Genomic DNA, 25,620 nt, shown 5'->3' with positions numbered 1-25,620 from the left:
GATGATCGCGGTGCACCGCACATGAGCAAGCCCCTGGCGCAAGCAAGCGACAGGGGCCCTTGCGTATTGAGCGTACACGACCCGCGCGGGACCGTTAAGGGACCGTGGCCCGCGGCACGGGCGGACCGGGGCCCGCGGGTTCGCGGGGCGGCCTCAGCGCCGCCGGGTCAGGCGCCCAGTTCCCGCGCCGCGGTCGGGCTGCTTTCGCGCAGGAACGTCGAGCAGCGCTCGGCCTCGGGGGACTCGCCGATCGCCGCGGCCGCGGAGGCCAGCATGTGCAGCGAGCGCAGGAAACCGCGGTTGGGCTCGTGCTCCCACGGGACCGGCCCGTGGCCCTTCCAGCCGGCGCCGCGGAGCTGGTCCAGGCTGCGGTGGTAGCCGGTGCGCGCGTAGGCGTAGGCGGCGACGTCCTCGCCGGCTTCGAAAGCGCGCTCCGCCAGAGCGGCCCATGCGGCGGGGTAGGCCGGGAAGCGGGCGGCGACGTCGGCCGGGTCGGTGCCTTCGGCCAGCGCCTGGGCGGCCTCGGGCTCTTCGGGAAGGTGGGTGGCGGGCGGCTCGCCGAGCAGGTTCTGTTGCAGGTCCATGCCCCCATCCTGCCAGCGTCCCGCGGCTGCGGCGGCGGTGTCGCGGGGGTGCGTGCCCGGCCGCCCGCGTCCGCCCATGGATGTCTGGCGGCCGGGCACGCGGTGGTCCCTGATTCGTGGGGAACCAGGGACCGGCCTCAGCGGGCCGCTACTTCATCTTGGTGCCCGCGGACTTCAGCTGCCGGCAGCCCTCGATCACGCGCGCGGCCATGCCGGCCTCGGCCGCCTTGCCGTAGGCGCGGGGGTCATAGGACTTCTTGTTGCCGACGTCGCCGTCGACCTTGAGCACACCGTCGTAGTTGGTGAACATGTGGTCGGCGATCGGCCGGGTGAAGGCGTACTGCGTATCGGTGTCGATGTTCATCTTCACGACGCCGTAGTCGATGGCCGCGTGGATCTCCTCCAGCGTGGAGCCCGAGCCGCCGTGGAAGACGAAGTCGAAGGGCTTGGCCGTGCCGTGCTTCTCGGCCACGGCCTCCTGGGCCTCCTTGAGGACCTCGGGGCGCAGCTTGACGTGGCCGGGCTTGTAGACGCCGTGCACGTTGCCGAAGGTCAGCGCGGTCATGTAGTAGCCCTTGTCGCCGGTGCCCAGCACCTCGGCGGTGCGCAGCGCGTCGCCGGGCGTGGTGTAGAGCTTCTCGTTGATCTCTCCGACGACACCGTCCTCTTCGCCGCCGACGACGCCGACCTCGATCTCCAGGATGGTGCGGGCGGCGTTGGAGGCGGCCAGCAGTTCGTCGGCGATCTGCAGGTTCTCCTCCAGCTCCGTGGCCGAGCCGTCCCACATGTGCGACTGGAACAGCGGCTGCTGCCCGCGGGCCACGCGCTCGGAGGATTCGCGCAGCAGCGGCCGGACGAAGCTGTCGAGCTTGTCCTTGGGGCAGTGGTCGGTGTGCAGTGCGATGTTCACCGAGTACTTCTCGGCGACGATGCGGGCGTACTCGGCGAGGGCGATCGAACCGGTGACCATGTCTTTGACGGTGGCACCGGCGAGGAACTCCGCGCCGCCGGTGGAGACCTGGATGATGCCGTCGCTCTCGGCCTCCGCGAAGCCGCGCAGGGCGGCGTGGAGGGTCTGGCTGGAGGTCACGTTGATGGCCGGGTAGGCGAAGCCCTGCGACTTCGCGCGGTCCAGCATCTCCGTGTAGACCTCGGGGGTAGCGATAGGCATGGTGTTGACTCCCTGGTTGGCCTGGAGTGTCGTACGAGCGGCCCCGGCGGTCTCCGCGGGGCCGCGCTTCTTGCGGGAATACCCAGTGGGTTGCCGGGGCAAGTATCGCGAAGTCCGCGGCGTAACGAAAGGTCTAGACCAAACTGCGGGGTGTGCGGCGGGTCCCGACACCTCCGGACGCATGCCCGATCGACCGATACGGGGTCTCAGGGCGGTCTGTCATATAAGGTCACTGTACGTGTTTTTACCAGTCCGGATGCGGCCCCTCGCCCGGATCGGGCATATATCCGCCCTCCTACCGTCGAAAGTCGACGGTGGTACACGCTACATTCAGCACCGTGGGACGACATCGCAATGATCCGCGGGGCATAGCCCAGATGGTGGCCATCGGCGGCGTAATCGTGCTCTTCGTCACCCTGGTGGTCCTCGGGGGGTACTTCCTCTACCGGTCGCTGCCATCCGACGACGAAGCCGCGGTCCCCGAAAGCGCCGGTACCACCGCCGCCCCCCAGGCCGACGACGTGGAGACCGGTGTGCTCTACGTCCGGGTCGTCGGGGACTCCAGCGACGTGGTCGTGCGGGTTCCCGGAGGCGACGTCCTCGCGGACACCACCCTCAAGACCGACGAATACCTGAGCTTCGACGAGGAACAACCGATGGACGTGACCATCGGACAGCCCGGCGAAGTCGAGGTCTACGTCCACGGCGAACTCCGGGACCTCGCCGGAGAGGACCCGGGATACAGCTTTTCCGTCCAACCCTGAGGGCTCCGCCGCCTCCCGGCTCCCTCACCCGCGCCTCCCCCTCCGGCCCCGCGCACGTCCCAGCCCTCGCGAGCCGTCAGACGCGCAGCTCCTCCGGCCGGAAAGCCGCCCGGTAGTCGAGCCCTTCCGCCGCCACGCGTTCTCCGGCCCCGCGGTCGACGATGACCGCGACCCCGGCCACGTGCGCCCCCTCTTCGCGCAGCGCCTCCACCGCCGTCAGTACCGAACCGCCCGTCGTGGACGTGTCCTCCACCGCCAGCACGCGGCGCCCGGCCACATCCGGCCCCTCGATCCGGCGCTGCAGGCCGTGCGCCTTACCCTCCTTGCGCACCACGAACGCGTCGAGGCGGCGCCCGTGCGCGGAGGCGGCGTGCAGCATCGCCGTGGCCACCGGATCGGCACCCAGCGTGAGCCCGCCCACCGCGTCGTAGTCCAGGTCGGCGGTGGCCTCCAGCATCGCCCGCCCCACCAGCGGCGCGCTCGCGCCGTCCAGGGTCACCTGCCGCAGGTCCACGTAGTAGTCGGCTTCCTTGCCCGAGGAGAGGGTGACCCGGCCGTGCACCACGGCCTTATCGTTGATGTGTCGAAGGAGTTCGTCGCGGTCGCTCATGATCACCGAGCCTAGAGCGCCCGGGCCACCGCTCGCAGCGTCCGGGCGGCGGATTCGGCCGCGGCGGCGGTGACGAGGCGAGCAGCGGATCGGAGCACCCCTGATGGCCGAGGATCGCGACAACGCGGGCGCGAGCGTGCGCGTGGAGACCACCAGCGACACCCGCGAGTCGGCCGACGGCCTCGCGCGCTCGGTGGTCGACCGGAGCCTGGTGGCCTGCGCCCAGGTCGAGGCTCCCATCACCAGCTATTACCGCTGGGAAGGCGAAGTCTGCGCCGATCAGGAATGGCGCGTGGTGATGAAGACGCCGCGCGACCGCCTCCCCGACCTGGTCGAGCACCTGCGATCGGTGCACCGCTACGACGTCCCCGAGATCATCGCCGTACCCGTCGAAGGCGGAAACCCCGCCTACCTCGACTGGCTCGTCGACGAGACCCGGCCCTGACCGCCCCGCAGGCCGGCCTCGTCCTGCTGCACAGTCCGCTGGAGGAGCCGGACGCGCTGCGCGGGGTGCGCGACGCGCTGCGCGGCTCGGGTGTGCACGCGGACCTGGCCGAGATCACCGACGACGACCAGCCGCCCTACGCTGCGCGCTACATCGCCCGTGCGGCACTGGAGATCCGCCGGCACGCCCCGCCGGCCCCGGTGGTTCCGGTCGCGCACGGCGAAGCGGGCCCTCTGCTCCCGCAGATCGGGGCGGCCCTGCGCGCCGCTCACCGTCCGGTGGGCGGGTACCTGTTCATCGACGCGCTGCTGCCCCAACCCGGCTCGCGTACCCGCACCGAGCTGCGGAGCGCCCAACTCGGCGCCGGGGAACCGGTACCGCAGGCGCCGGGACCCGCGCGCGAACGCCCCGCCGCGTTCGCCGCCGAACCGCTGCCGATGGCGACCGACTGGCCCGACGCGCCCTGCGGCTACCTGCGCACCGGCGACGGCCCGGCCGCCGGCCCGCGCCTGGCCCGGCTGCGCGGCTGGCCGGCACTGGACCGCTCCGGAACCGGGACGGCGGGACCCGAGCTCGTGGCGGCCGGTCTGGTGGAGCTGCTGCGCCTGCTCTGAGGCGACCGCCTCCGCTTGCGCGCCGCCTGCGCCGAACGGAGTCGGAGGCGCGCCCGCCTCCCCATGCGGACGCGCCTCCCCGGGGCGCTGTGCGCCCCCAGCCACCGGCCGGCGAGTGCGGCCGCCCTTCTCTTCGGGGCCAGAAGGCCGCCGCCTGGCCGGTGACTGAGCCGGAGCCGTGCTCCGGCGACCCGGCCTGTGCGCCCGCCCCTCAACGGGCGCGTCGGCCGGGGGCCGCCGATCGGGTCCCGCCCCCTCAAGCGGGACCGCGCGCAGACCGGCGGCGCTTCGCAAGGTCTATCGGCTCGGCGGTCTCCCCAGGTCGCCGATCAGCGCCAACGCTTCACCGCGGGTGGGCGGCAACGCGAGGCTCCACACTCGGGCGCCGTGCTCGGCGCACACCTCCCAGCTGAGCCGGTCGAGCCGGTCCTGGCCGCCGGTGCCGGACGGCGCCAGTACCGCCATCCGGCTGCGGCTCAGCAGCGCCAGCGACTCCCCGTCGGTGAAGAAGCGGCTCAGGTCGTGGCCGAGCACGATCAGCCGCGCCGTGCGCCGCCACGGGTCCAGTCCTTCAGGCAGCCCCACGACCACCAGCCGGTGCTCGGCCGCCCCGGAGAGGCCCCCGGAATCCCGGTACAGCTCGCCGATGCGCGTGCGCAGATAGGCGGCCGACGCCAGACCGGTGAGCGGGTCCGTGCAGTCCTCCCGCGAGCGGCCGCCGTCGACCCACCCGGACGCCAGCGCGGTGATCAGGTCGAACGGGGGATCGGAGCCGCCGAGGGCGTCGAACAGGGCGGCGAGGTCGGCCAGCGTGTCGCCGATGGACACGTCCGCGCGTGCCCGGGCCTGTCCGAGCCGCTCGCAGGCGTCGGCCAGCCCGTCGCCGCGCACGATCGCCGTGCAGACGGCTTCCACCGCCGGGGTCCACCAGTCGTCGTGCGGCTCGCCGCGCCGCTCGCGACTGCGCTGAGCCCACAACTCCCGCAGCCGGCGACCCGTCGCCGGGTCGCCGTCCACGCCGCAGCCGCCGGTGTCGCGTCCCCACATCTGTGCTCTGCTCCCTCGTCCGGGTGCGGCGCCGCGTGCGGCGCCTTCACCCTTATTCACGGAGTTGGGTGGCGGCTATGACGCGAGTGCGGGAACATTTTTTCTACGGAGTCCTCCCGCGGCCGCACGCTCCCCCGCAAGGCCCGCGGAGCAGGACCCGCTCAGCACTCGACAGCCCCCGCTGTGCGCCTCGATCGCCCGGGGCACTTCGCACGTAGCGGACCGCAATGCGGAAAGAGCGGCCCATGACCGAACCCCAAAGCGAGAACGCAGAGCTGCTCGTCGGCGACGGCGAGCTACTCGCGCGGGTTCGCGACGGTGACACCCACGCCTACGAAGAGCTGTACACGCGCCACATCGCCGCCGCCCGCGGGCTCGCCCGCCAGCTCGTACGCGGCGAGAGCGAGGTCGACGACGCCGTCGCCGAGACCTTCGCGCGCGTACTGGCCGTGCTCGGGCGCGGCGGAGGTCCCACCGACGGGTTCCGGCCCTACCTGCTGACGGCGCTGCGCCATGTCGTCTACGACCGGTTCCGCGGTGAGAAGCGGCAGGTCGTCACCGACGACATAGAGGTCTTCGACTCCGGCGAGCCCTTCGTCGACCCGGCGGTGGCCGGGCTGGAGCGCTCGCTGATCGCCCGCGCTTACCTCTCGCTGCCCGAACGCTGGCAGGCGGTCCTGTGGCACACCGAGATCGAAGGCCGCAAACCCGCCGACGCCGCCCCGACCCTCGGGATGAACCCCAACAGTGTCGCCGCGCTGGCCTACCGGGCACGCGAAGGGCTGCGCCAGGCCTACCTGCAGATGCACCTGTCCGGCGGCGCCGCCGAGGCCTGCCGGCCCACCGTCGGCAAGCTCGGCGCCTACGTGCGCGGCGGGCTCGCCAAGCGGGAGGCCTCCACGGTGGATCGCCACCTCGACGATTGCGGCAACTGCCGCGAGGTCTACGCCGAACTCATGGACGTCAACGTCGGGCTGCGGGGGATCGTGCTGCCGTTGGTGGCCGGACCGGCCGCGGCGAGCTACCTGGCCGCGACAGGCGGGGTTCCCGTCGGCGCCTTCGGCTGGTGGCAGCGCATGCCCAAGCGCGCGCAGCAGGCCGCGGCGGGGGGCACGGCCGTTGCGGCGACGGCCGCTGCGCTGGCGTTCGCGCTGGTGAGCAACGAGGAGCCGGTGGAGAACGCCCCGTCGGGCGACCCGCCCGCCGCCGCGGGGGAGCCGCCGGCCCCCGAATCCGAACCGCCCGAACCCGAACCGCCCCAGCCCGAACCGCCCCAGCCCGACGATCCGCCCGCCGCGCCGGAGCAGGACGACCGGGAGCCTCCGTCGCGGGAGGCCGCCGGCAGTTCGCCCCCGCCCGAGCAGGAGCCCGCCCCCGAACCGCCGCCCGAGCCCGGATCCCCGCCGGACCCGCCGGACCCGCCGGACCCGCCGGACCCGCCGGAGGCTCCGGAACCTCCCGTGCCCGAGGCCCCCGAGGTCCCGGACGTGCCGGACGTTCCCGATCCTCCTGATCCGCCGGCGTTCGACCCGCCCGGCGGTGTGCAGCCTCCCGCGGATCCGCCGCCTTTCGACCAGCCCGGGTTCGATCCGCCCGGCGCCGGCGATCCGCCCGCGCAGCCGCCGCCCGCCGGTCCGCCCGCAGGCGGGGGCGGACCGGGGCAGGGGCCGCCCGGCCTCGCCCGGGAGGGAGCCCCCGACCCGCCGGGCCAGGTCGGCCCGGCGGCCTTCGCCGAGCCCCGGGCGGGGGGTGTCGGTGGCGCCGCCCCGGTGCGGGCCGCCCGGTTCGCCGGCACGCAGGCGGCGTATGGCGCGGCGCCTGCCTGGGCCGACGCGTATCCGCGGGGCGACGGTGGGTGGTGGGGCGGCATACAAAGCCGTGCAGACTTGGTTAGGCTGTGGCGCAGCCTACCTATAGGCCCGATGCCGAACGCCGGCAGGACCGGGAGCGGTGATATCGCCCCGGCAGACGAAGAAACGGGAAGGGGCGGTGTCGCGTGGATCGCTGCGCGCTATTCGTAGACGCCGGCTACCTCCTCGCCGACGGTGCGATGGCAGTGCACGGAACCCGCAACCGCGATTCCGTGTCATGGGACTACGCGGGTCTCGTGCAACTCCTCAACGAAGTGGCGCGCGACCGCACACAGCTCCCGCTGTTGCGCTGCTACTGGTACGAGGCGACCACCGACGGCCGCCGCAGCCAGGAGCAGGACGGAATCGCGGACATTCCCGGCATCAAGTTCAGGGGCGCGCGAATCCGTCCGGGCAGACGGGAGGGCGTCGAGAGCTACGTCCAGCGGGACCTGACCACCCTCGCGCGCACAGGTGTGCTGTGCGAAGCGGTCCTCGTCAGCGGTGACGAGGACATGGCACAGGTGGTGTCGGACGTGCAGGACCTCGGTGTCCGTGTCACCGCCGTGCACATATCGGTCGAGGGGAACTGGACCATCTCGCGGGCGCTGCGCCGCGAGTGCGACGACTTGATCGAAATCGGTGCGGGCCACCTGCGCCCCCACGTCACACCGCTGACGGGGACGGGCGAGGACGACCCGGCCGAGACCACCGCGCCGATGGGCAACGGGCGTGCGCAGACCCCGCCGGAGATGCCGCGCCGCCCGGTGGCCTCCAACCCGCAGCCGGGCCGGGTCGAGCCGGCGGCGGCGCCCTCGGGAGGCTACGAGCCCGCATTCGCCGGAACCGGCGGGCAGCCCGCCATGGCGGGCAGCGCGATGGACCAGCTGCGCGCGATGCAGCAGAGCATCGCCGAGCAGCGCGGCGGCGGCGACCACCTCGCCCCGCAGAGCGGCGCCGAACCCCAGCGGAACGCGCCGTCGGGCCCCATCGACGCCAACGGCTTCCCGTCGGGCGGCCAGACGCCGCCGCACGCCGGGGGGACGGGTGCGCACGCCGGGATGGCCGGGGCGCAGCCGCCGGGAGCCGAATCCGGCTACCAGCCGCCGCGCAACACCGGGGGCCACCCGGGCATGCGGGGCGCGCAGGACCCCTACGGCGCGCAGGATCCCTATGGCCAGCCGCCGCAGGCCCGCCAGGCGCCACCGCAGCATCAGCCGGGCCCGCCGACCGGCGGTCACCCCGCGCCGGGCCACCCCGCCCAGCAGAACCCGAACGGCGGGTACCCGCCGCAGGGGCCTCCTGCGCAGGGCCACCCCAGCGGCGGGTACCCCGCTCAGGGGTATCCCACCGGCGGCTACCCGGCCCAGGGCCATCCCACCGGCGGGCACCCCTCGATGGCCGCCCACCAGTACGACCGCGAGAATCCACCACCGTCCCGGAACACGCCGCCACCCGGTGCCGACCCCCGGTACGGGCACACCGGCGAGAACCCGGGGTACGGAGGTAACAGCGGGCCAAACCCTACGGTTGGGGCCAGTACGGAGACTGACTCCCGTTTCGGGAGTCCCGGTGGAGCCCGGTCCGGTTCCGCCGGGGGTACTGGCCCCCAGCCCGACCACCGCATGCAGCACGGCCCGTCCACCGACCCCACCCCCAGCCTGGGCCCGCCGCCCGCCGGCGGGCGGGCTCCGGCCAATACCATCGACGACGCGGTGAACGTCGCGCACCGCGAGGGCAACGACTTCGCCGAGTCGATCGCGCGCGACGCCCCCGCACTGTGGATGGAGGCGGTTCTGGTCCGCCGCCCCCGTATGCCCTCCGACCTGGAAGCGCGCTTGCTGCAGGGCTCGGCGCTGCCGATCGACTTCCTGCTCCGCGACGAGGTCCGGGAGGCGTTGCGGCAGGGATTCTGGGGCGCGCTGGAACGCGCCGCCCGAGGATGAGCGCCGAGGGCGCCCACCGCGGATCGACGATGTCGGGGAGCGAGGGAGGGTGGCAGTGGCTCGCGTGACGACGGCCGATCTCGACCGGCTCGAATTCCACGCCGTCCAGTCCGGCGACCATGTCGATGTCGCCCTGGAGCTTCTCGGCCTGGCCAACACCGCCGACTCCGACAGCGAGATCTCGCGTGCGGAGATCTTCGTGCGCGCCGGCGAGCAGTGGGAGATGGCCCAGGAATTCGAGCGCGCCTCGGCCGCCTACCAGCGCGCCATCGACGACGGCGGAACCACGATCATCGACGCGCGCGCCCTCCACGCCGGCGCACTGCTGGAGCTGGACATGATCGACTCCGCCTATGCCCAACTGGAGCGGGTGCGTGCCGAAGGGCCGCGCAACCTGCCGACGGTCATCCACATCGCCGAGACCCTCCAGGCCCACGGCGACCTCAGTGGCGCCCACACCTGGGCCACCCGGGGCATCGAGCGCTTCCGCCACCAGGGCGTCACGGCTTACGTCCACGACCTCCTGCTGGAACTGCTGCGCGCCCGGTTCCGCATCCGCGTGGATCTGGGCTTGGAGGAGGACGGGTTCGACCGCCTCCTCGACGAATGGAAGCCCTCCAGCCACCCCGACGGCCCCTGACACCGCCCGCGCGCTTCCGGCAGGCCCCTCCTCGCGAGGGCGGGTCCCGGGTAGGTCGAACCCCGACGTGCGCTCGGTGCACCGCGGCCCCTGCCACTGCTGATCAGCGGCGGTACTGGCGGCACTCGCCGGAGAAGACTCCGTCCACGACCGGGCCGAGGACGTCGTCGGCCGCGTCGGCCAGTGTGGTGGCGCCCACGGCCGCCTTAGGATCGCGGTGCACCTGGGCGGCGAGCCCTTCGCCGACGGCCAGGATGCGCGCCGCCGCACGTTGCGCCTCCGTCTCCGGTTCGACCTCGCCGCACTCTTTGCCGTTGGTCACGGCGGTGGCCAGTTCGCTGCGCAGCCGGGCCGAGGTCGCCGCCGCGGTCCGGACGAAGCCGGGATGCTCCAGGGAGCGGCCCGCGAAGGCGTGGACGACGCGGTACTCCGAGCGCCGCTCCTCGTCGAGCGGGAGGAGTTCGGTCAGCGCTGCACGGACCACCGCGCCGATGGAACTGCGCGCGGACTCTCCCTCGGCGATCCGGTCGGCCGTGCGGGCGCCGATGCGCGCCATCACGTGCTCGTAGGCGAACAGCAGCAGCGCGTCCTTGCCGGGGAAGTAGTGCTGGACCAGGCCGACGGAGAACCCGGCCTCGCGGGCGACCCGGGCGACCGTCGCGGCGTCCAGTCCTTCGATGGAAACGATCGCGCGCACGGCTTCGGCGATCTGCCGGCGGCGGGCGTCGTGGTCGGCGACTCGTGGCACACGAAAACCGTATCAGTGTATGGTTACTCGATAATCGTATGGATGTACGGTTATGTCGCGTGATCATCGGAGTTCCGGAGGAACCATGCACGTCCCGCTGCGCCTGTCCCGTTTCGCTGCCGCGGCCTTGTGCGCCGCACTCGTCGCCGGCACAGCGGCGGCCCCGGTCGAAGCGGCACCGCCCGGCGGCACCGCCGACCGCGTCGAGGCCTACGTGGCCGAGCGGATGGCGGCCACGGAAACCCCCGGCCTGGCCTACGCTCTCGTCGGGCCGGAGGAGGTCGAGCACGTCGCCTCGCGGGGCCGCGACGGCGACGGGCAGCCCGTCACAGCCGACACCCCGTTCCTGTGGGGGTCGGTGTCCAAGCCGGTCACGGCCACGGTCGTGCTCAGCCTGGCCGAGTCAGGAGCGCTCTCCCTCGACGACCCGGTGCGCCGCCACCTGCCGTCGTTCACGCTGGCGGGCGGAGCCGGCGGCGGGATCACCGTGGGTCACCTTCTGGAGCACACCAGCGGCATTCCCGGCGGCGCCGGCGTGACCGACAGGTTCGACCAGGCCGGTCGGCCTTACCGCAGCGCGGTCGCCGACCTCGCCGACGTCCGCCCGGTGGCAGCCCCCGGGCACCGGCACGTCTACGCCAGCGCGAACTACCTCGTGCTCGGTGCCGTCGTCGAAGCGGCCACCGGCCGCCCCTTCACCGGCGTCGTCGCCAAACGGGTACTGCGGCCGCTGGGTATCGGCGGTGCCGTCACGACTCCCGAGGATGCGCGGAACCGGCTTCCGCCGGGACACCGCTACATGTTCGGACGCCCGGTCGCCATGGACGCGCCCTACGACCCGGCCGGGGTCGGCTACGGCTACCTCGGCGGTTCGGTCACCGGCCTCGCGCGCTTCGCGGCGGCCCAGCTGGGCGAGGGCGCCTATGGCGACTCCCGCGTACTTTCGGCGGAGTCCGCCGCCCGCATGCAGACCGGTCGGGCCGAAGTCGCCGCGGGGACGGACTACGGCCTGGGCTGGCGCGTCGACGAGCGCAACCGCGACCTGGGCACCGCCACGGTCTGGCACGCGGGCGCGGTCAACGGGTACCAGGCCATGGTGGTTCTGCTGCCGGAGGCGCGGAAGGGCGTCGTCGTCGTGCAGAACGCCTATGGAGCGATGCAGGACGCCGAACTGGTCGCGGTGGGGTTCGGCGCCGCCCGGATCGCGGCCGGAGCGCCGCCGCCCAGCGCGCCCGATCCGTCGTGGGAGTATCCTGCGCTGCTCGCCGGGCTGTGTTCGGTGCTGGTCGCCGGGGCCGTGCTGGTCGCGGTGTCGCTGCGCCGACTGCGTCACCGCCCCGCGGCGGTGCCCCGGTGGCGGGTTCGCGCCGCGGCGGCCGCCTGGACGATCGGCTGCCTGGCCGCGGCTTGGTCGGCGGCCGTCGTCGTCCCCGGTCTCGCCGGCGCCGACCTGCGCCGTGCCTTCCTGTGGGCGCCGGACGCGGCGGCGCTGCTGGCCGCGGTCGCCGTCGTGGCCCTGACCGTGTGCGCTCTCCGGTCGGCTGGGACGGTGCGGGCGCTCAGGACGGCGACGGAGACCGGACGAGAGGCCGGATGAATGCGGTGCCGATGTGATCGGGCGGAGGAACGGGTCCCGCCCCTCCTTCGGTTCAGGCCGCGGCGACCAGCTCGCGCCCGCGGGCGTAGGCCTCCAGGAGGCTGGTGCCGCGGTATTCGGCCCCGGCGATGCCGGCGAGGTGGTGGTCGGCGTTGACCGCGACACTGTGGGCGAGGTGGCCGAAGAGCGGGGCGTCGGACATGGAGTCGCCGTAGGCCACGCACCGCTCCACCGGGATCTCGGCCGCCTGCCGGGACTCCTCGACGATGCGCACCTTGTCCTGGGGCACCAGGATCGCGTCGGGGTCCAGCGGGCGGGCGAAGGGCAGCGCCGGGAAGCGGGAGGCCGCGACGTCGTCGAAGCCGAAGCCGAGCAGCCTGCGGGCGAAGAAGTCCGGAGACATCGTGACGACGATCGAGCGCTCGCCGCGTTCGCGGATGTCGGCGCACACGTCGGCGATGCCGTCGAGGAAGGGGGTGTCGGCGAAGGCCCGGTCGACGTGCTCTTCGGTGACGTCGGACCACATCGCGTGCAGGGCCGCCGCGAACGCCTTGGTGTCGATCTCTCCTGCGCTGAACGCGCGTTCCAGGTCCGCCAGTTCGGCTTCGGTTTCGCAGGTGCGCGCGACCTGCACGGATGCGCTGGTGCCGCGGATGAGGGTGCCGTCCATGTCGAAGACGTGCAGGAATGTCATGGCACCCGTCCTACCATCCGCGCGAATGGGGCGTCGCCGTCTTTTCCGGGGGCGCAGCCGCCGGTTCCGTCCGGCCGTGCGGTTCGGCGCCGGGCCGCGTGATCCGCAGCACCCCGTGCGTTCTGTCGTGTTCGCCTTGTTCGGGTCGCGGATGCTGTATGTCCGATTCGACAATCCCGGACGGCCCCGGTGCGGCGATCGGACAAGTGTGCCCGGAGAACGACTCGGCGCGGTATCGAACGCAGCTCTAGTTCACTGCGGATATTGCCGCGGGACCGGACCGGCCGCGAGTATCCGTCTATCGCCCGCCCACCGGACAGCGCAGAAAGGAGAGCCGATTGGATACGTCGACGCTGGCGTCGACCGCCACGTTCGCCGCGTACTTCGTCGTCATGATCGCCATCGGTATCGGGGTGTACAACCGGACGAGGTCGCAATCCGACTTCGTGCTCGGCGGCCGGAGGCTCAACAGCTGGGTCGCCGGGCTGAGCGCCAACGCGAGTGACTTCAGCGGGTGGCTCCTGCTGGGCCTGCCCGGCGCCGTCTACCTCTCCGGGCTGGGCGAAGCCTGGATCGCGGTGGGCCTGGGTATCGGTTTCGCCGCGAGCTGGTGGCTGATCGCGGGCCGCCTGCGCATCTACACCGAGCGCGTCACCGACGCCCGCGGCGGCGGCGACTCCGACTCGCTGACGCTGTCGTCCTACCTGGAGAACCGCTTCGCCGACCGCAGCGGCGCGCTGCGCCTGGTGTCGGCGGTGCTGATCCTGGTGTTCTACCTCTTCTACGTGGCCTCCGGCCTCAAGGCCATGGGCGGCCTGTTCGACCAGGTATTCGACATGCCCGGCGACACCGCGATCATCATCGGCGTTTCGATCGTGGTGCTGTACACCTTCCTCGGCGGGTTCCTCGCGGTCAGCCTCACCGACGTGCTCCAGGCCGTGATGATGTGGATCGCGCTGCTGATCGTCCCCATCGTGGGGATCGTCGCCATCAGGGGCGACACCGGGCGCGAGACCGGGAGCTTCGCGGAGATCCTCGGCGGCGTCGAAGGCAGCCTGGGCGACGCGCTGGCCCCCATGGTGATCATCTCCGGCTTGGCCTGGGGAATCGGCTATCTCGGCCAGCCGCACATCCTCGCGCGTTTCATGGGCATCCGCTCGGCCGCCGACGTCCGCAGAGCCGGTACCGTCAGCGTCACCTGGGCCGTCTCCGCGATGGCCATGGCACTGGTGCTCGGGTTCACCGGAGCCGTCTACTTCCAGGCTCCGCTGGACGATCCCGAGCAGGTCTTCGCCCAGCTGATCCAGGCGCTGCTCAGCCCGTGGGTCGCCGGCCTGCTGCTCGCGGCCATCCTCGCCGCCGTCATGAGCACCGCCGACTCCCAGTTGCTGGTGGGCGCCTCGGCCGTCACCGAGGACGGCTTCCGCCTGTTCCTGCGCGGCCGGATGTCGGCTATGGCGCTGGTGTGGACCAGCCGCGCCGCGGTCATCGTGATCGCGATCCTGGCGGCCACCATCGCGCTGTCGGGCAACGACACGATCATGGACCTGGTCAGCTACGCCTGGGCCGGGTTCGGTGCCGGGTTCGGCCCCGTCATCCTGTACTCCCTCTACTGGCGCAGGATGAACCGCGCCTCGGCACTGGCGGGCATGATCGGCGGCGGTGCGACCGCCATCCTGTGGGACGTGTTCGACACCGACGGCATCAGCCTGGGCCCGATCGCGTTCGACGCTCTGGGAACCGGCCTGTACGCGATGGTCCCGGCAGTGCTGGTCAGCGTGGTCTGCATCGTCGTCTTCCAGCGCTTCGGGCGGGCGACGCCCGAGATGGAGGCGGACTTCGACCGGGTGGAGCGCGAGTTCCGCTCCCCCGGAACCGCGCCCGCGGGACGCTGAGGCGCCGCGCCGCGGCCGCCTGCGGTGGCCGCACACGCCCCCCGCTCGGCGTGTGCGGCCGCCGCCGTCCGGTGGAAAGGCCGCCGCGGCGCTGTTCCCGACCGGATCCCGGGGAACCGCTGTTGGCGCGTCCGGGTCCGGCCACCGGAAGACGCGGTGCGGGCCCGGTCGGAGTGCGTGTCCCGGCATCGCTCCCGCTCGGGCCCGACCGCCCGCAGGCCCGGCGCCGAGGAGCGTGCTCGGAGCCCGCGGCCCGACGACAGCGGGCCTCTGGCGTGTAACCGGGCGTACCGGTAGAACGGGGGCATGTCCTCCACAGCCGCGGATCCGATCGCCTGGTCGCGTGTCGACGTCTCGGCCGGGCTCGGTGTCGGCACCCTGTTCGCCGAACCCGGCGGGTTCCGCTTGGAAGCGGGCGAGACCGTCGCCGGTGACCGGGGCCGCTTCTCCACCCGTGTCACCGTGCACGCGGATCTCGCCTGGTCGAGCCGGAGCGCGCGGGTGGAGGTGCTCTCCGCCGCCGGAGCGAGCACCGTCGTGCTGGAGCGCCGGTCCGGCGGCTGGTCGGTCGACGGGAGCAGGGTCCCCGAGCTCGACGGCTGCCTGGATGTGGACGTCGCCGCCACGCCCCTGACCAATACGCTGCCGATCCGCCGGCTGGGGCTCGGGCCGGGCGAGTACCGCGACGTCTGGGCCGTATGGGTCGACGTGCCGAGCCTGCGGGTGCGGCGCCTGGGGCAGCGCTACACCCGCCTGTACCCGGCCCAGGGCCGGGAACGCTACGAATACCGCGACGGCGCCGACGGTGCGTTCGTGCTGTCGGTCGACCGCGACGGCCTCGTGGTCGACTATGAGGGCCTGGCCGTGCGCATGACCTGACCCCGCGAACGCGGACGGGGGCCGCCGAGGGCCGGGGCGGGCGGCACGACCGGGCCCGCAGGTGCCTAAACGCCGGCGATGGGACGCCGGGGCTCTACCGGGCGGGCGAGGAGGCCGGTGAGGTAGTCCCGGAACGCCTGGGCGTCGACGTCCTCCACGACCGTCGCGTTGGGCTCCAGGCCGTGCACGCCCCACGACATCGCCGCGTACCCGCGGGTGATCTCCCCGCTGGTCTCGACGTCGACGTTGTAGCGCCCGCCGGCGCGCAGAAGCTCGGGGTGCAGCGCCAGCGCCGCGGTCAGCGAGTCGGGATGGGTGGTGCCGTCGATGCCCACGCTGCGGTCGAACTCCAGGGTGGGCCCGCAGACCCGGGTGAAGAACCGCGCCAGGGGAGTGTCCAGCTCCTCGATCGCGGTGAGCGTGTCCGGCCCGAAGACCGCGCGCTCCAGCGTGAGCGGATGCCACGGCACGACGACGATCTCGAAACCCGCCGCGAAGACCGCTTTGGCGGCTTCGGGGTCCACGTAGAAGTTGAACTCGGCGGCGGGGGTGATGTTGCCGCGCCCGTTGTTCGAGCCGCCCATGACGTAGAGGGTTCCGACGTTGGAGGCGAACGCGGGGTCCTTGAGGGCGGCGGAGGCGATGTTGGTCAGCGGGCCGATCGCCGCGATCGAGAGCTCGCCGGGGTGCTCGGCTGCCAGGCGCACGAGCGCGTCCACTCCGTGCTCGTCTTCGGCGGCCTGGTCGGTGTCGTCCATCGTCAATCCGCCGACCCCGTCGCCGTGCACGTTCTCGGCTCCGGTCCAGGGCCGCATGAGCGGGCGGCGGCAGCCGGCGTGCACGGGAACGTCGCCCAGCCGCCCGGCGGCGTTGAGGGTGAGGAAGGCGTTGCGGAGCTGGCGCCGGAATCCGACGTTGCCCGCGACCATGGTGACGGCCCGCAGGTCGGCGCGGGGATCGAGCAGTCCCGCCAGCAGGGCGATGCAGTCGTCCTGGGCGGTGTCGGTGTCGATGACGAGCGGAACTGGCATGGCGGCTCCCGGCGGTTCGGAGGCGGACGGTTGCGCGGCGGGTTCCATTCTCGGGGATCGCCGTCGGCGTGCCGGACCCGCCGTGCGGCACGGAATGCGACACAAAGGCGTCCGTGCGTCCGGAGAAGCGCAGCCAGTGAAATGCCGGATAGCGTGCATGTCCGACTTCAGGTAAATCTTGATCCATCGGGCTGCCGTTTGGGAGCGCTCCCGAGTAGACTCGAAGCAGGCCGGAAGCCTGATCGGGTGCAATGCCGGACGCGGCCGCCGACCAGTACAATTCTGTATACAATCCGAAGAGAAGGTTGTCGAAGAGCCGCCGGTGCGGCATCATTCGACGATGGATAGTGGTTCCCCTGGGGCGGGTGCGTTCACGTCGCCGCCCGAGGCCGGAGCAAGCGCGGATCCGTTCCCGGCCTATCGGGTGCGGCGGCCCCGGCGGCCCGCACGGGCATCCGGCGCCTCCCTGCCCGGGGATCGACGAGCACTCTAAGGCGGTGGCCCGGCATGGCCCAGTGCGACGGAGCGGACGACGTCGGAATCTACACCCTCCAGGCGTTCCGCACGTTCCCCGGTACGCCTGACGAGTGCCGTGAGGCCCGGCTCTGGGCGCGCACGCGCATGCGCCCCTTTCCCGACGTCGCCGACGCGGTCGAGCTCGTCGTCAGCGAATTCTTCGGCAACGCCCTCAAGCACAGCGCCTCCGGCGGGCGCGGCGGCACCGTCTTCATCAGCCTCGTCGGCCTGGTCTCGGGTGCGCTGCACCTGGAAGTGCACGACGAAGGGCCCCTCAGCGACGCCCCGCGCACCGCGGCCCGCGTGGTCTCGCCCGACCTCGAACGCCCCGACGGCCGCGGGCTCTTCATCGCCGCCGCCCTGACCAAGGAGTGGGGCCGGCTGCCCGCCACAGGCGGCCCCGGCTACGCCGAGCGCGGCTACACCAGCATCTTCGACACCGGCGGCGACCCGGAAGCATCCGAGTACGTCGGACCCATGATCACCTGGGCGGACTTCACCACGGCGGTGCGCGCCCCCGCCGTCGTGCGCCCGGCCCAGCACTCGATGTCCTGACCTGCCGCACCCGGCCACGGCAGGGGTCCGCCCCGCCGGCTCGGTGTCAGGCCGTGATCTCCGGGCTCCGGGGCTGCCGGCAGTCCTCCGACAGTGCCTTCATCAGCGCGACCATCATCAGGAAGCCCATCACGAAGAACGGCAGACCGACCACGATGATGACCGTGGTCAGCGCGTCCAGCCCGCTCTGGCCCGTGGCCGCCAGCAGTGTCGCCGCCACGATGCCCTCGGTGACGGCCCAGAACACCCGCTGGCGGACGGGCCCGGCCTGTTCGGTACCCGAGCAGAGCATGTCGATCACCAAGGACGCGGAGTCGGAGGAGGTCGTGAAGAAGATCGCCACGATCACGACGGCCAGACCGGAGATCAGCGTGGTCAGCGGATAGTTCTCCAGGAACGCGAAGAGCGCGCCCGGGATGTCCTCCTGTTCCACCACCTCGCGCACCAGCCCGCCGGTGCCGTTCATCTGGATGTCGAAGGCGGAGAGCCCGAAGACGCTGAACCAGATGACGGTGAAGGCGGTGGGCAGGCCGAGTACGCCGAATACGAACTGGCGCAGCGTGCGCCCCTTGGAAATGCGCGCGATGAAGATGCCGACGAACGGCGACCAGGTGATGGTCCACGCCCAGTAGAAGACGGTCCAGTCGCCCTGCCAGCCGCTGTGGCCGAACGTGTCGTTCCAGAAGGACAGCGGCACCAGCCAGTTGGCGTAGATGCCGACGCTCTCGACGACCCCCCGGATCAGGTAGAGGGGCGATCCGGTGGCGACGATGAACAGCAGCAGGCCGATCGCCAGCAGGATGTTGATGTTCGACAGGCGCCGCACGCCCCGGTCGAGACCGAGGGAGACCGACGTGACGGCGATGGCCGTGATCACCCCGATGATGATCACCTGCACGGTCTTGGACTCGGCCGTGCCGAACAGCGCGGACAGCCCGCTGTTGATCTGCAGCGTGCCCAGGCCCAGCGAGACGGCGACGCCGAACAGGGTGCCCATGACCGCCGTGATGTCGATGATCCGTCCGATGGGACCGTTGATCCGGTCGCCGAGGAAGGGGTGGAAGATGGAGCTCACCCGCACCGGCAGACCGCGCTTGTAGATGAAGTAGGCGAACGCCAGCGCGGGCAGGCAGAAGATCGTCCAGGTGTGCAGGCCGAAGTGGTACAGGGTGTAGCCCATCGCCTGCTCGGCGGCCGCGACCGACTCCGGCTGAACGGCGCCCTGCGGCGGCTCGGCGAAGTGGCTGATGGGCTCGGCGACGCCCCAGAACATCAGGATCGTCCCGATACCGGCCGCGAACAGCATGGCGAACCACGAGACCGTGCTGTACTCGGGGCGTTCGTCGCTGCCGCCCAGCCGCACGCGGCCGTACCGGGTCAGACCCAGTGCGATGAGGAAGATCAGGAACGTCGTGACGCCCAGGATGTAGAACCAGCCGAGGTTGGTGAGGATCCACCCCGATGCGCGGCCGAACAGGGCGTCGATGGCGTCGGTGAACACGATCGACGCGACGACGAAAAGCACCGTCAAGGCCGCGGCAACCGAAAAGATGAACGGATTCGTGTCGAGTCCGAGCCTGCGGCTGAGATTCTGCAGCATCGGATTCTCCTTTCATCTGGCCACCGGAGGATTGCGCCGTCCCCGTCCCGTGTGACCAGTGCGGACGAAGGGCCGATACGCATTGCGCCGGCCGTCGGATCAGGCCCTCGCGTGCGTCCGAGTGCGATCATGGCATATCCGGGGCAGGGCGGGCGGGGCGTATCCGCAGCCCGCGCGTCGAAATGCTGCACCGTTTGGGCGGAAAACCGGCGAATCGTGGAAACCGGTGATCCGTGCACGCGACGGTTTTCCGTGGAGCAGCCGCTGCGGGCGGCACAGAAGGCCCCGGGTTCTGCACGCCGGCGGCGGCTCCGGCGGTTGTGCCCCACCACTGCGGCCCCGCCGGTTCCCGGCGGGTGCGCCCGGTGCGGATCCTGCTCCGCGCCGGGGGAGCGCTCCCGCGCGTCTTCGCCGGTCAGAGGAGTGATTCGGCGTCGCTACCCCCTGCCGTGGCGCGGGGTGTGATGGGACTATGGGCACATGCGAGCGCTCAGTGAACTCGTCGACGTCGACGAGTCCGCCTGGCCGGCGCTGGAGGAGGAGTTCACGCGCAGCAGCGTGCCCGTGGACGTGCTGCCGGCCGAACGGCCCCGCCGCGGGCGCGCGTGCCTGCTGCAGCTGCAGCTCACCGTGACCTCGGCGCTGGGCGCCGTCGCCCTGCACTCCGGCGGTCTGCTGATGGACTCGGGATGGCTGCGGGTCTTCGGCGGAGCCGGTTCCGACACCCGCGACGCCCTGCCCGGCCTGGCACGCGTCAACGGCTTCCCCACCGAGCCCGATCCCGACTGGTGGCCCGAGGGCGGCCTCGTCGTGGCCCACGACGTGCTCGGCGGCGTGTTCGCGGTGAACGGCCCCGACGCCGAGGACCTCGGGCGCCCCGGCGATCCGGGCGAGATCGCCTACTTCGGTCCCGACACCCTGGAGTGGGAGCCCTTGGAGCTGGGCCACGGCGCCTGGCTGTCGTGGCTGCTGGCGGGCGGGCTGGAGCGCTTCTACCGCAGTCTGCGCTGGCCCGGTTGGCGCGAGGAGGTCGCCGGGGTGGAGCTGTCCCACGCCATCGCGGTGGAGCCGTGCCTGTGGTCGGCCCACGAGTACGGCGGCATCGCCTACACCGCACGCCGCCCCGTCCCGATGGCCGAGCTGGTGGGGCTGTACCGCCGGCAGACCGCCCGTCTGGGGCTGGCGGCCCCCGGTTTCCTCGGCCATCACGCCGACGGTCGCAGCGGGGCGGACTGACACGCACCGTTCGTCACCGGCGGTGACATCGGGTGACGGGTGGAACCGCGGGTGTGCCGCAGGGCGGCTACCCTGCGCGGCCCGGGATCCCGGCCGGACAGCGGAGCGGCGCGGGGGACGCATCCGCCGGTCCGGCCGTTGGTCCGGGGCGCGGACGCCGCGGCGCCGGTGCGTCCGGTTCTCCGCGATACGGAATCCGGGTGGTCGCGGCACGGAGCGGTGCGTGCGGTGCCGGAGGGGAAAACTCGACCCTTTCGGAAAGAATACGAACGGTAATCGGTGTGCCGGGCGGGATGCCTGCATTCCGTCGCCGCATTCTCCGCACGCGGGGCCGTGCGTGCTCATGCGGAGGGCGGTGCCGGTCCGGTGCGCGGACGGATCCGGTGCACCGGTAGAAACTCTCAAGTCGGACGAACCGCCTCAATTCGGCATTCCTTATCCTCTGCTTACCTATCCGCGCAGCATCCGCGACGTCTCCTCTGCGCATGGAGAACACCGACAAACACGACATGCTTTGACGATTCGGTAACGGTGTCTGTAGTGTTCCCCACCGAGTTCTCCCGCGCATCTCCTTCCCTCCCCATACTTATTTGAGGTGCCCATCGTGACGAACGATTCCGTCAGCATCTACGAGCGCATCGGAGGCCACGACGCGATCGCCGCAGTGGTCGACGATCTGTACGTGCGCATTATGGACGACCCTCAGCTGGCCGGTTTCTTCACCGGAACCAATCTGACCAAGCTCAAGGGCCGCCAAGTCGAGTTCTTCAGCGCCGCCCTGGGCGGCCCGGACGCCTACGACGGCGGAGCCATGGACGAGGTCCACCGCGGCCGCGGCATCGAACAGCACCACTTCGACCTCGTCGCCGACCACCTCGTCGCGTCGCTGAAGGGCGCCGGCGTGGACGCCGACACCGTCGACGAGATCATCGGTGTCGTCGCGCCCCTGTCCGGCGCCATCGTGCCGGGAACGCACACCTAGCATCCGCTGCGGCCGACAGGGCCGCACCCCGCACCGACACTCCGGCGGCGGGCCGCCGGGGCCCGCGCCCGCCACGGCCGGGCACCGCGCCGTCCCGCGCCCGCGGGCCGCCCCGTCGGCGCGGGCCCGGGACCGGGCGCACACCGGCCGCCGAGTGCACTCCGTAAGGATCTGATACGTGGATGTCACGCGGCTGAAGGACAGCTGGAAGAAGGTCGCGGCCTACGGCGACGAAGTGCCGCTGTTCTTCTACTCCACACTGTTCTTGACCCATCCCGAGACACGCCGGCTGTTCCCCGTGAGCATGTCGGCCCAGCGCGACCGCCTGGTGGCGGCGCTCGGCAGGATCGTCTCCGACGTCGACCGCGTCGACGAACTGCTGCCCTTCCTGCAGCAGCTCGGGCGCGACCACCGCAAATTCGCCGTGGTCGCCGAGCACTATCCGGCCGTCGGCCAGGCGCTGCTGCACACGCTGTCGCACTTCCTCGGACCGGAATGGACGCCTGACCTGGCCGAAGACTGGGAAGAGGCCTACGGCCTGGTGGCCAAGGTGATGACCGAGGCCGCAGACGAGGCCGCCGCCACCACCCCGCCGTGGTGGGACGCGCGCGTCGTCTGGCACGAGCGCCGAACCGCCGACATCGCCGCCCTGCGCGTGCAGCCCGAATACCAGCTGGACTACACGCCGGGGCAGAGCGTGGCCGTCGAATCGCGGCTGCGGCCCAACGTGTGGCGGTACTTCACGCCCGCCAACGCGCCGCGCCGCAACGGCACCGTCGACCTCCACGTCCGCCTGGTCGGCGGCGGACCGGTCAGCACCGCCCTGGTCCAGGGCGTGGCCGCCGGCGACACGCTGCGCCTGGGCGCGCCGGTGGGCGACCGGCTCACCCCCTCCAGCGGGCGCGACGTGCTCATGGTCGCCGGCGGCACCGGCCTGGCCCCGTTCAAGGCCGTGCTCGAATCGATGCGCGCGCAGGCGGCCGAAGGCGGGCCCCGGCGCCGGGCGCACCTGTTCGTCGGCGCCCCCTACGCCCGCGACCACTACGACTACCCCGCGCTGCACGAGATGGCCGGGCAGTGCCCCTGGCTGACCGTGGTGCCGTGCGTCTCCCGCGAACCCGCGCGGCCGGGCGCCGAGGCGGGCGACGCCGTCGACGTGGCACTGCGCTACGGGCCCTGGTCGCAGGAAGACGTGTACGTGTGCGGCTCGCCCGAGATGGTCGACGGCTCCCTGAAGCGGTTGGCGGAGGCGGGCATCCCGGCGGAGCGCATCCGCTATGAGGACTTCGACACCACCAGCACGAGCGGAGGAAATCCGTGACCGCACGCGAGGACCCGGGATCGAACGGATCCCACCGAAGGCTGAGTCCGGAACGCATCCGTGCGCAGGAATTCTCGCGAACCCCGATCGGACGGCGGGGCTTTAGCGAGGAAGAGGTGCGCGGGTTCGTCGGGCGCGTCGCCGAGGACATCGCCGCCAGCGACGCCGAGAAGGCCAGTCTGCGCGCCGAGATCGACCGGCTGCGCAGGCGCTACCGCGAGCAGAGCAACTCGCCCGCCGACGCCGACGGGCCGCCCGCCGACGCCGTCAACCTGCTCTCCGCGGCCCAGCAGCAGGCCGACGCCTACGTCGCCCAGGCGCAGGACTACTGCCGCCAACTCACCGATCAGGCCCGCCAACAAGCCGACGACATCCTGGTCGAAGCGCGCGATCAGGCGGGCGCCGCCGCCGAGGAGGCCGCGCGCGGCTACCGCAAGAGCGCCGGCCCGTCCTACGACGCCGATCTGGAAGAGATGGAGCGCCGCATCGCCTGGGTCCAGACGTTCTGCCGGGCGGTGCAGGTGCAGATGCAGGCGGCCAGTGACGCCTTCTCCCAGGAGATCGCCCGGCTCAGCGAGTACACCGCCGAGACCGCCGCCCGCAACGGCCTCTCCACCGAAGCGACGCAGGCGACGGAGCAGCCCCGGCAGCCGCCGCAGCAGGCGGCCCCCGGCGGGATCGGCCCCGGCGCCGAGGACTTCTCCCCGGACCGGCGGCGCACCGCCGCCTCCGAGGCGGACCGGCGCGGGACCCGCGCCGAGGGCGTGCCCACGGCCTGGCCGCAGCGGGGCTGAGCTCTCGGGGCGCTCGGGCCGGGGCCCGCCGCGTCAGCGCGGCGCCGTCGCCCGCCCCGCCCCCGGACAGCACCGTGCCCCCGGGATGGCACCGACCCGGGGGCACAGCCTGCTGTGCGAGCAGTGAGCTCTTAGCTCGTGTGCATCATCCTCTCGCTACTGGACCGAAGGGTGGGCGTTGTCCAGGAGCTCCTGGAACTGCGCGGAGAACCAGTGGCCCGAGACCGGAGCGTTCGGCAGCGCGCCCGAGGGGCTGTTGCCGTTGCGCACGTTGCCCTCGTAGGTGGGGTCGCACATCCGGTCGAAGCCCTTGCCCTCGTCGTTGTCGATCGGCTCGCTGTTGCCGTCGGACTCGCCGGGCGGCTTGATCCAGGAGTAGGCGTCGATACCGGAGGCGGGAGCGGCCTCGGGACGCTCGCCCAGCCCGGCACCGGACTGGTTGCACCAGTTGCCCGGGTGGATGCGCCGGTCGGTGCGGCTGTCCTCGATGAAGGTGTTCAGGTCGTCCGACGAGCTCGGCTCGGTGGGCCGCTCGGAGCCGCCCCAGCCGTTGCGCGAGGTGTCGATCAGCATGCCGACGTCGGAGTCGAAGCCCTGCGACACCGCCTCGTCGCGCAGCGCCTGCGCGAACGACTGCTCGTCCACGTACTGGTTCCAGTCGACCCAGTCGGACTGGCGCACCTGCTGGCCGTTCACCGTGTCGTCGACGTCGAAGTGCGGCTCCTCCAGCGCCGAGTAGTTGGCGGTGTTGACGGCGAAACCGTGGACGTCGTCGACGGTGGCGCCGGCGGTGTTGGCCGCCTCGTGGAAGACCTCCACGGACGGGGACAGGTTGGTGTCCCAGCCGAGCCAGCCGTGGTGGCCGGCGTCGACGTAGTTGTACACGTTGGGGATCTCGCCCAGCTCGCTCAGCGCGTAGCCGACACCCTCGACGTAGTTGCCGTTGTCCAGCATCGTGTCGCAGTTCTCGGTCGCCGTGTCGCGGCTGCCCACGTTGGTGACGAGGTTCGGCAGCGAGTCCGGCTCGATGATCGTGGAGATCCGCAGGTCGGAGTACTTCTCGTCATCCATGATGTCGGCGATGACGTCGATGTACTCCGTCTTGTAGCGGCCGATCTCCTCTTGGCCGAGTTCTCCGTGGGAGGAGAGCGCTGCGCAGTCGCGGCCCGGCAGGTTGTAGACGACCACCTGGATGTTCATCGGTCGGTCGCCGGCCTGTGCGACGGCCTCGTCGAGGTGGTCGCGCAGCCCCATGTCGCCGGTGGTCGGGCTGTCGTTACCCGCGATCGCGCCGATCCGGTCCAGCCACAGGGCCGTGGGCTCGTCGGCGATCGCGTCGCCGCCGGGCTCGCCGGAGGCGTTGTCGGACCACACCGGATTCACGTACAGGTCGGCACCCTCGTAGGGGTTGTCGACCCGCTCACCCGGCTCCGGGTCCGGGTCCGGGTCGTCCGTCGGCTCCGGGTCCGGGTCGTCCGTCGGCTCCGGATCGGGGTCGTCCGTCGGCTCCGGGTCCGGCTCGTCCGTACCGCCGTCGCAGACCACCCCGTTGAGGGTGAACTCTCCGGGGATCTCACCGCTGCCGTCGCCGTTGAAGCCGAACTGGGCGCTGCCGTCGGTGGGGATGGAACCGTTCCACCCGGATCCCGACGCCGTGACGGTCTGGCCCGACTGGCTCAGATCGGCGTTCCAGCCGTTGGAGACCTGCTGGTCGCCCGGGAATTCCCAGACCAGTTCCCAGCTGTCGACCGGGTCACCGAGATTGGTGACCTCGACGTTGGCCGTGAAACCGGAACTCCACTCGTTGGCCACCGTGTAATCCACCTCGCAGCCTTCGGCCGCGTAGGCGGGGAGCGCCACACCGAGCGCACCCGCGCCCAAGGCGAGGGCGGATACGCCCGCGATGGCCTTGCCCGACCGCCATCGGGCGCGCCCGCTCTGGGGCTCTGCTCTCATCGGTCCTCCTTGTTTTCGACCCGCGACCGGGGGATTCCGGCGTCGCGGGCCCCATGGGGATGGGGAGGGCGGTGCACCGGGACCCGCGCGCGGGTCCCGGTACGAAGGCCGTCGGAAGCCGGACTTCCGGCGGCCGGTCCGGACC

Annotated in this window: 23 protein-coding genes; 14 read left to right on the top strand and 9 right to left on the bottom strand. The window is 72.1% G+C overall.

The features are described from left to right. Positions 1–167 precede the first annotated feature (167 nt). Positions 168–584: a DUF3151 domain-containing protein gene (locus tag HNR25_RS11440; protein WP_184634881.1), complete on the bottom strand. Its 417-nt coding sequence runs from the start codon at positions 582–584 to the stop codon at positions 168–170. 148 nt (positions 585–732) lie between these two features. Continuing rightward, entirely contained in the window at positions 733–1,755 is a 1,023-nt protein-coding gene (fbaA, locus tag HNR25_RS11435) for a class II fructose-bisphosphate aldolase (RefSeq protein ID WP_184634879.1), read from the bottom strand. A 338-nt stretch (positions 1,756–2,093) separates the two neighbouring features. Between fbaA and HNR25_RS11430 the strand changes: the two genes are divergently transcribed. Continuing rightward, on the top strand, positions 2,094–2,519 hold the full coding sequence (locus HNR25_RS11430) for a RodZ domain-containing protein (RefSeq protein ID WP_312862492.1): 426 nt from the start codon (positions 2,094–2,096) through the stop codon (positions 2,517–2,519). 76 nt (positions 2,520–2,595) lie between these two features. On the opposite strand, the gene pyrE is transcribed toward HNR25_RS11430, so the two are convergent. After that, positions 2,596–3,129, bottom strand: a complete 534-nt coding sequence (pyrE, locus tag HNR25_RS11425; protein WP_184634877.1) for an orotate phosphoribosyltransferase — start codon at positions 3,127–3,129, stop codon at positions 2,596–2,598. Positions 3,130–3,232: 103 nt separating this feature from the next. Here pyrE and cutA point away from each other — a divergent pair, with 103 nt between their 5' ends. Further along, complete coding sequence (cutA, locus tag HNR25_RS11420; protein ID WP_184634875.1) at positions 3,233–3,574, top strand: divalent-cation tolerance protein CutA; 342 nt, start codon at positions 3,233–3,235, stop codon at positions 3,572–3,574. Positions 3,575–3,639: 65 nt separating this feature from the next. Continuing rightward, a complete protein-coding gene (locus HNR25_RS11415; protein WP_184634873.1) occupies positions 3,640–4,188 on the top strand; it encodes a hypothetical protein in 549 nt (182 codons plus the stop codon). 297 nt (positions 4,189–4,485) lie between these two features. On the opposite strand, the gene HNR25_RS11410 is transcribed toward HNR25_RS11415, so the two are convergent. Beyond that, entirely contained in the window at positions 4,486–5,235 is a 750-nt protein-coding gene (locus tag HNR25_RS11410; RefSeq protein ID WP_184634871.1) for a hypothetical protein, read from the bottom strand. 245 nt (positions 5,236–5,480) lie between these two features. On the opposite strand from HNR25_RS11410, the gene HNR25_RS11405 reads away from it, so the two are divergent. Genes HNR25_RS11405 through HNR25_RS11395 form a run of 3 tightly spaced genes read left to right on the top strand, consistent with a single transcriptional unit; the run spans position 5,481 to position 9,671 of the window. After that, entirely contained in the window at positions 5,481–7,256 is a 1,776-nt protein-coding gene (locus HNR25_RS11405; protein WP_246463612.1) for a sigma-70 family RNA polymerase sigma factor, read from the top strand. After that, positions 7,232–9,031: an NYN domain-containing protein gene (locus tag HNR25_RS11400; RefSeq protein WP_184634869.1), complete on the top strand. Its 1,800-nt coding sequence runs from the start codon at positions 7,232–7,234 to the stop codon at positions 9,029–9,031. The genes HNR25_RS11405 and HNR25_RS11400 overlap by 25 nt, the downstream gene beginning before the upstream one ends. A 55-nt stretch (positions 9,032–9,086) precedes the next feature. After that, on the top strand, positions 9,087–9,671 hold the full coding sequence (locus tag HNR25_RS11395) for a hypothetical protein (RefSeq protein WP_184634867.1): 585 nt from the start codon (positions 9,087–9,089) through the stop codon (positions 9,669–9,671). Between the two features lie 103 nt (positions 9,672–9,774). Here HNR25_RS11395 and HNR25_RS11390 read toward each other — a convergent pair whose 3' ends face one another. Beyond that, positions 9,775–10,419, bottom strand: coding sequence for a TetR/AcrR family transcriptional regulator (locus HNR25_RS11390; RefSeq protein ID WP_184634865.1), 645 nt, complete (start codon positions 10,417–10,419; stop codon positions 9,775–9,777). Between the two features lie 85 nt (positions 10,420–10,504). On the opposite strand from HNR25_RS11390, the gene HNR25_RS11385 reads away from it, so the two are divergent. Further along, positions 10,505–12,016, top strand: a complete 1,512-nt coding sequence (locus tag HNR25_RS11385; RefSeq protein ID WP_184634863.1) for a serine hydrolase domain-containing protein — start codon at positions 10,505–10,507, stop codon at positions 12,014–12,016. Positions 12,017–12,068: 52 nt separating this feature from the next. Here the strand turns inward: HNR25_RS11385 and HNR25_RS11380 are convergent, their stop codons facing one another. Next, positions 12,069–12,710 (bottom strand): HAD family hydrolase, encoded by a 642-nt coding sequence (locus HNR25_RS11380; protein ID WP_184634861.1) that lies wholly within the window; start codon positions 12,708–12,710, stop codon positions 12,069–12,071. A 338-nt stretch (positions 12,711–13,048) separates the two neighbouring features. On the opposite strand from HNR25_RS11380, the gene putP reads away from it, so the two are divergent. After that, entirely contained in the window at positions 13,049–14,605 is a 1,557-nt protein-coding gene (putP, locus tag HNR25_RS11375; protein ID WP_184634859.1) for a sodium/proline symporter PutP, read from the top strand. Between the two features lie 306 nt (positions 14,606–14,911). Further along, complete coding sequence (locus HNR25_RS11370; RefSeq protein ID WP_184634857.1) at positions 14,912–15,484, top strand: putative glycolipid-binding domain-containing protein; 573 nt, start codon at positions 14,912–14,914, stop codon at positions 15,482–15,484. Between the two features lie 65 nt (positions 15,485–15,549). On the opposite strand, the gene HNR25_RS11365 is transcribed toward HNR25_RS11370, so the two are convergent. Beyond that, positions 15,550–16,515 carry a nucleoside hydrolase gene (locus tag HNR25_RS11365; protein WP_184634855.1) on the bottom strand — a complete coding sequence of 322 codons (966 nt, stop codon included), beginning with the start codon at positions 16,513–16,515 and terminating at the stop codon, positions 15,550–15,552. A 507-nt stretch (positions 16,516–17,022) separates the two neighbouring features. On the opposite strand from HNR25_RS11365, the gene HNR25_RS11360 reads away from it, so the two are divergent. Then, complete coding sequence (locus HNR25_RS11360; protein WP_184634853.1) at positions 17,023–17,586, top strand: ATP-binding protein; 564 nt, start codon at positions 17,023–17,025, stop codon at positions 17,584–17,586. Positions 17,587–17,632: 46 nt separating this feature from the next. On the opposite strand, the gene HNR25_RS11355 is transcribed toward HNR25_RS11360, so the two are convergent. Beyond that, on the bottom strand, positions 17,633–19,186 hold the full coding sequence (locus HNR25_RS11355) for a BCCT family transporter (RefSeq protein WP_184634851.1): 1,554 nt from the start codon (positions 19,184–19,186) through the stop codon (positions 17,633–17,635). A gap of 480 nt (positions 19,187–19,666) precedes the next feature. Here HNR25_RS11355 and HNR25_RS11350 point away from each other — a divergent pair, with 480 nt between their 5' ends. From HNR25_RS11350 to HNR25_RS11335, 4 genes are all read left to right on the top strand, one after another. Beyond that, positions 19,667–20,422, top strand: a complete 756-nt coding sequence (locus HNR25_RS11350; RefSeq protein ID WP_184634849.1) for a DUF2625 family protein — start codon at positions 19,667–19,669, stop codon at positions 20,420–20,422. Positions 20,423–21,026: 604 nt separating this feature from the next. Then, entirely contained in the window at positions 21,027–21,404 is a 378-nt protein-coding gene (locus tag HNR25_RS11345; protein WP_312862491.1) for a group I truncated hemoglobin, read from the top strand. A gap of 178 nt (positions 21,405–21,582) precedes the next feature. Continuing rightward, on the top strand, positions 21,583–22,725 hold the full coding sequence (locus HNR25_RS11340; RefSeq protein WP_184634846.1) for a globin domain-containing protein: 1,143 nt from the start codon (positions 21,583–21,585) through the stop codon (positions 22,723–22,725). After that, the gene (locus HNR25_RS11335; RefSeq protein WP_184634844.1) at positions 22,722–23,519 is read left to right on the top strand and encodes a DivIVA domain-containing protein; all 798 of its coding nucleotides are present in this window, start codon (positions 22,722–22,724) and stop codon (positions 23,517–23,519) included. The genes HNR25_RS11340 and HNR25_RS11335 overlap by 4 nt, the downstream gene beginning before the upstream one ends. A 156-nt stretch (positions 23,520–23,675) precedes the next feature. Here HNR25_RS11335 and HNR25_RS11330 read toward each other — a convergent pair whose 3' ends face one another. Continuing rightward, positions 23,676–25,475, bottom strand: coding sequence for a glycoside hydrolase family 6 protein (locus HNR25_RS11330; RefSeq protein ID WP_184634842.1), 1,800 nt, complete (start codon positions 25,473–25,475; stop codon positions 23,676–23,678). Between the last annotated feature and the right edge of the window lie 145 nt (positions 25,476–25,620).

It is taken from the genome of Streptomonospora salina (assembly GCF_014204715.1).
Lineage (GTDB): Bacteria > Actinomycetota > Actinomycetes > Streptosporangiales > Streptosporangiaceae > Streptomonospora > Streptomonospora salina.
The sequence above is the reverse complement of the archived record's forward strand: the minus strand, read 5'-3'. Positions and strand labels throughout refer to the sequence as shown.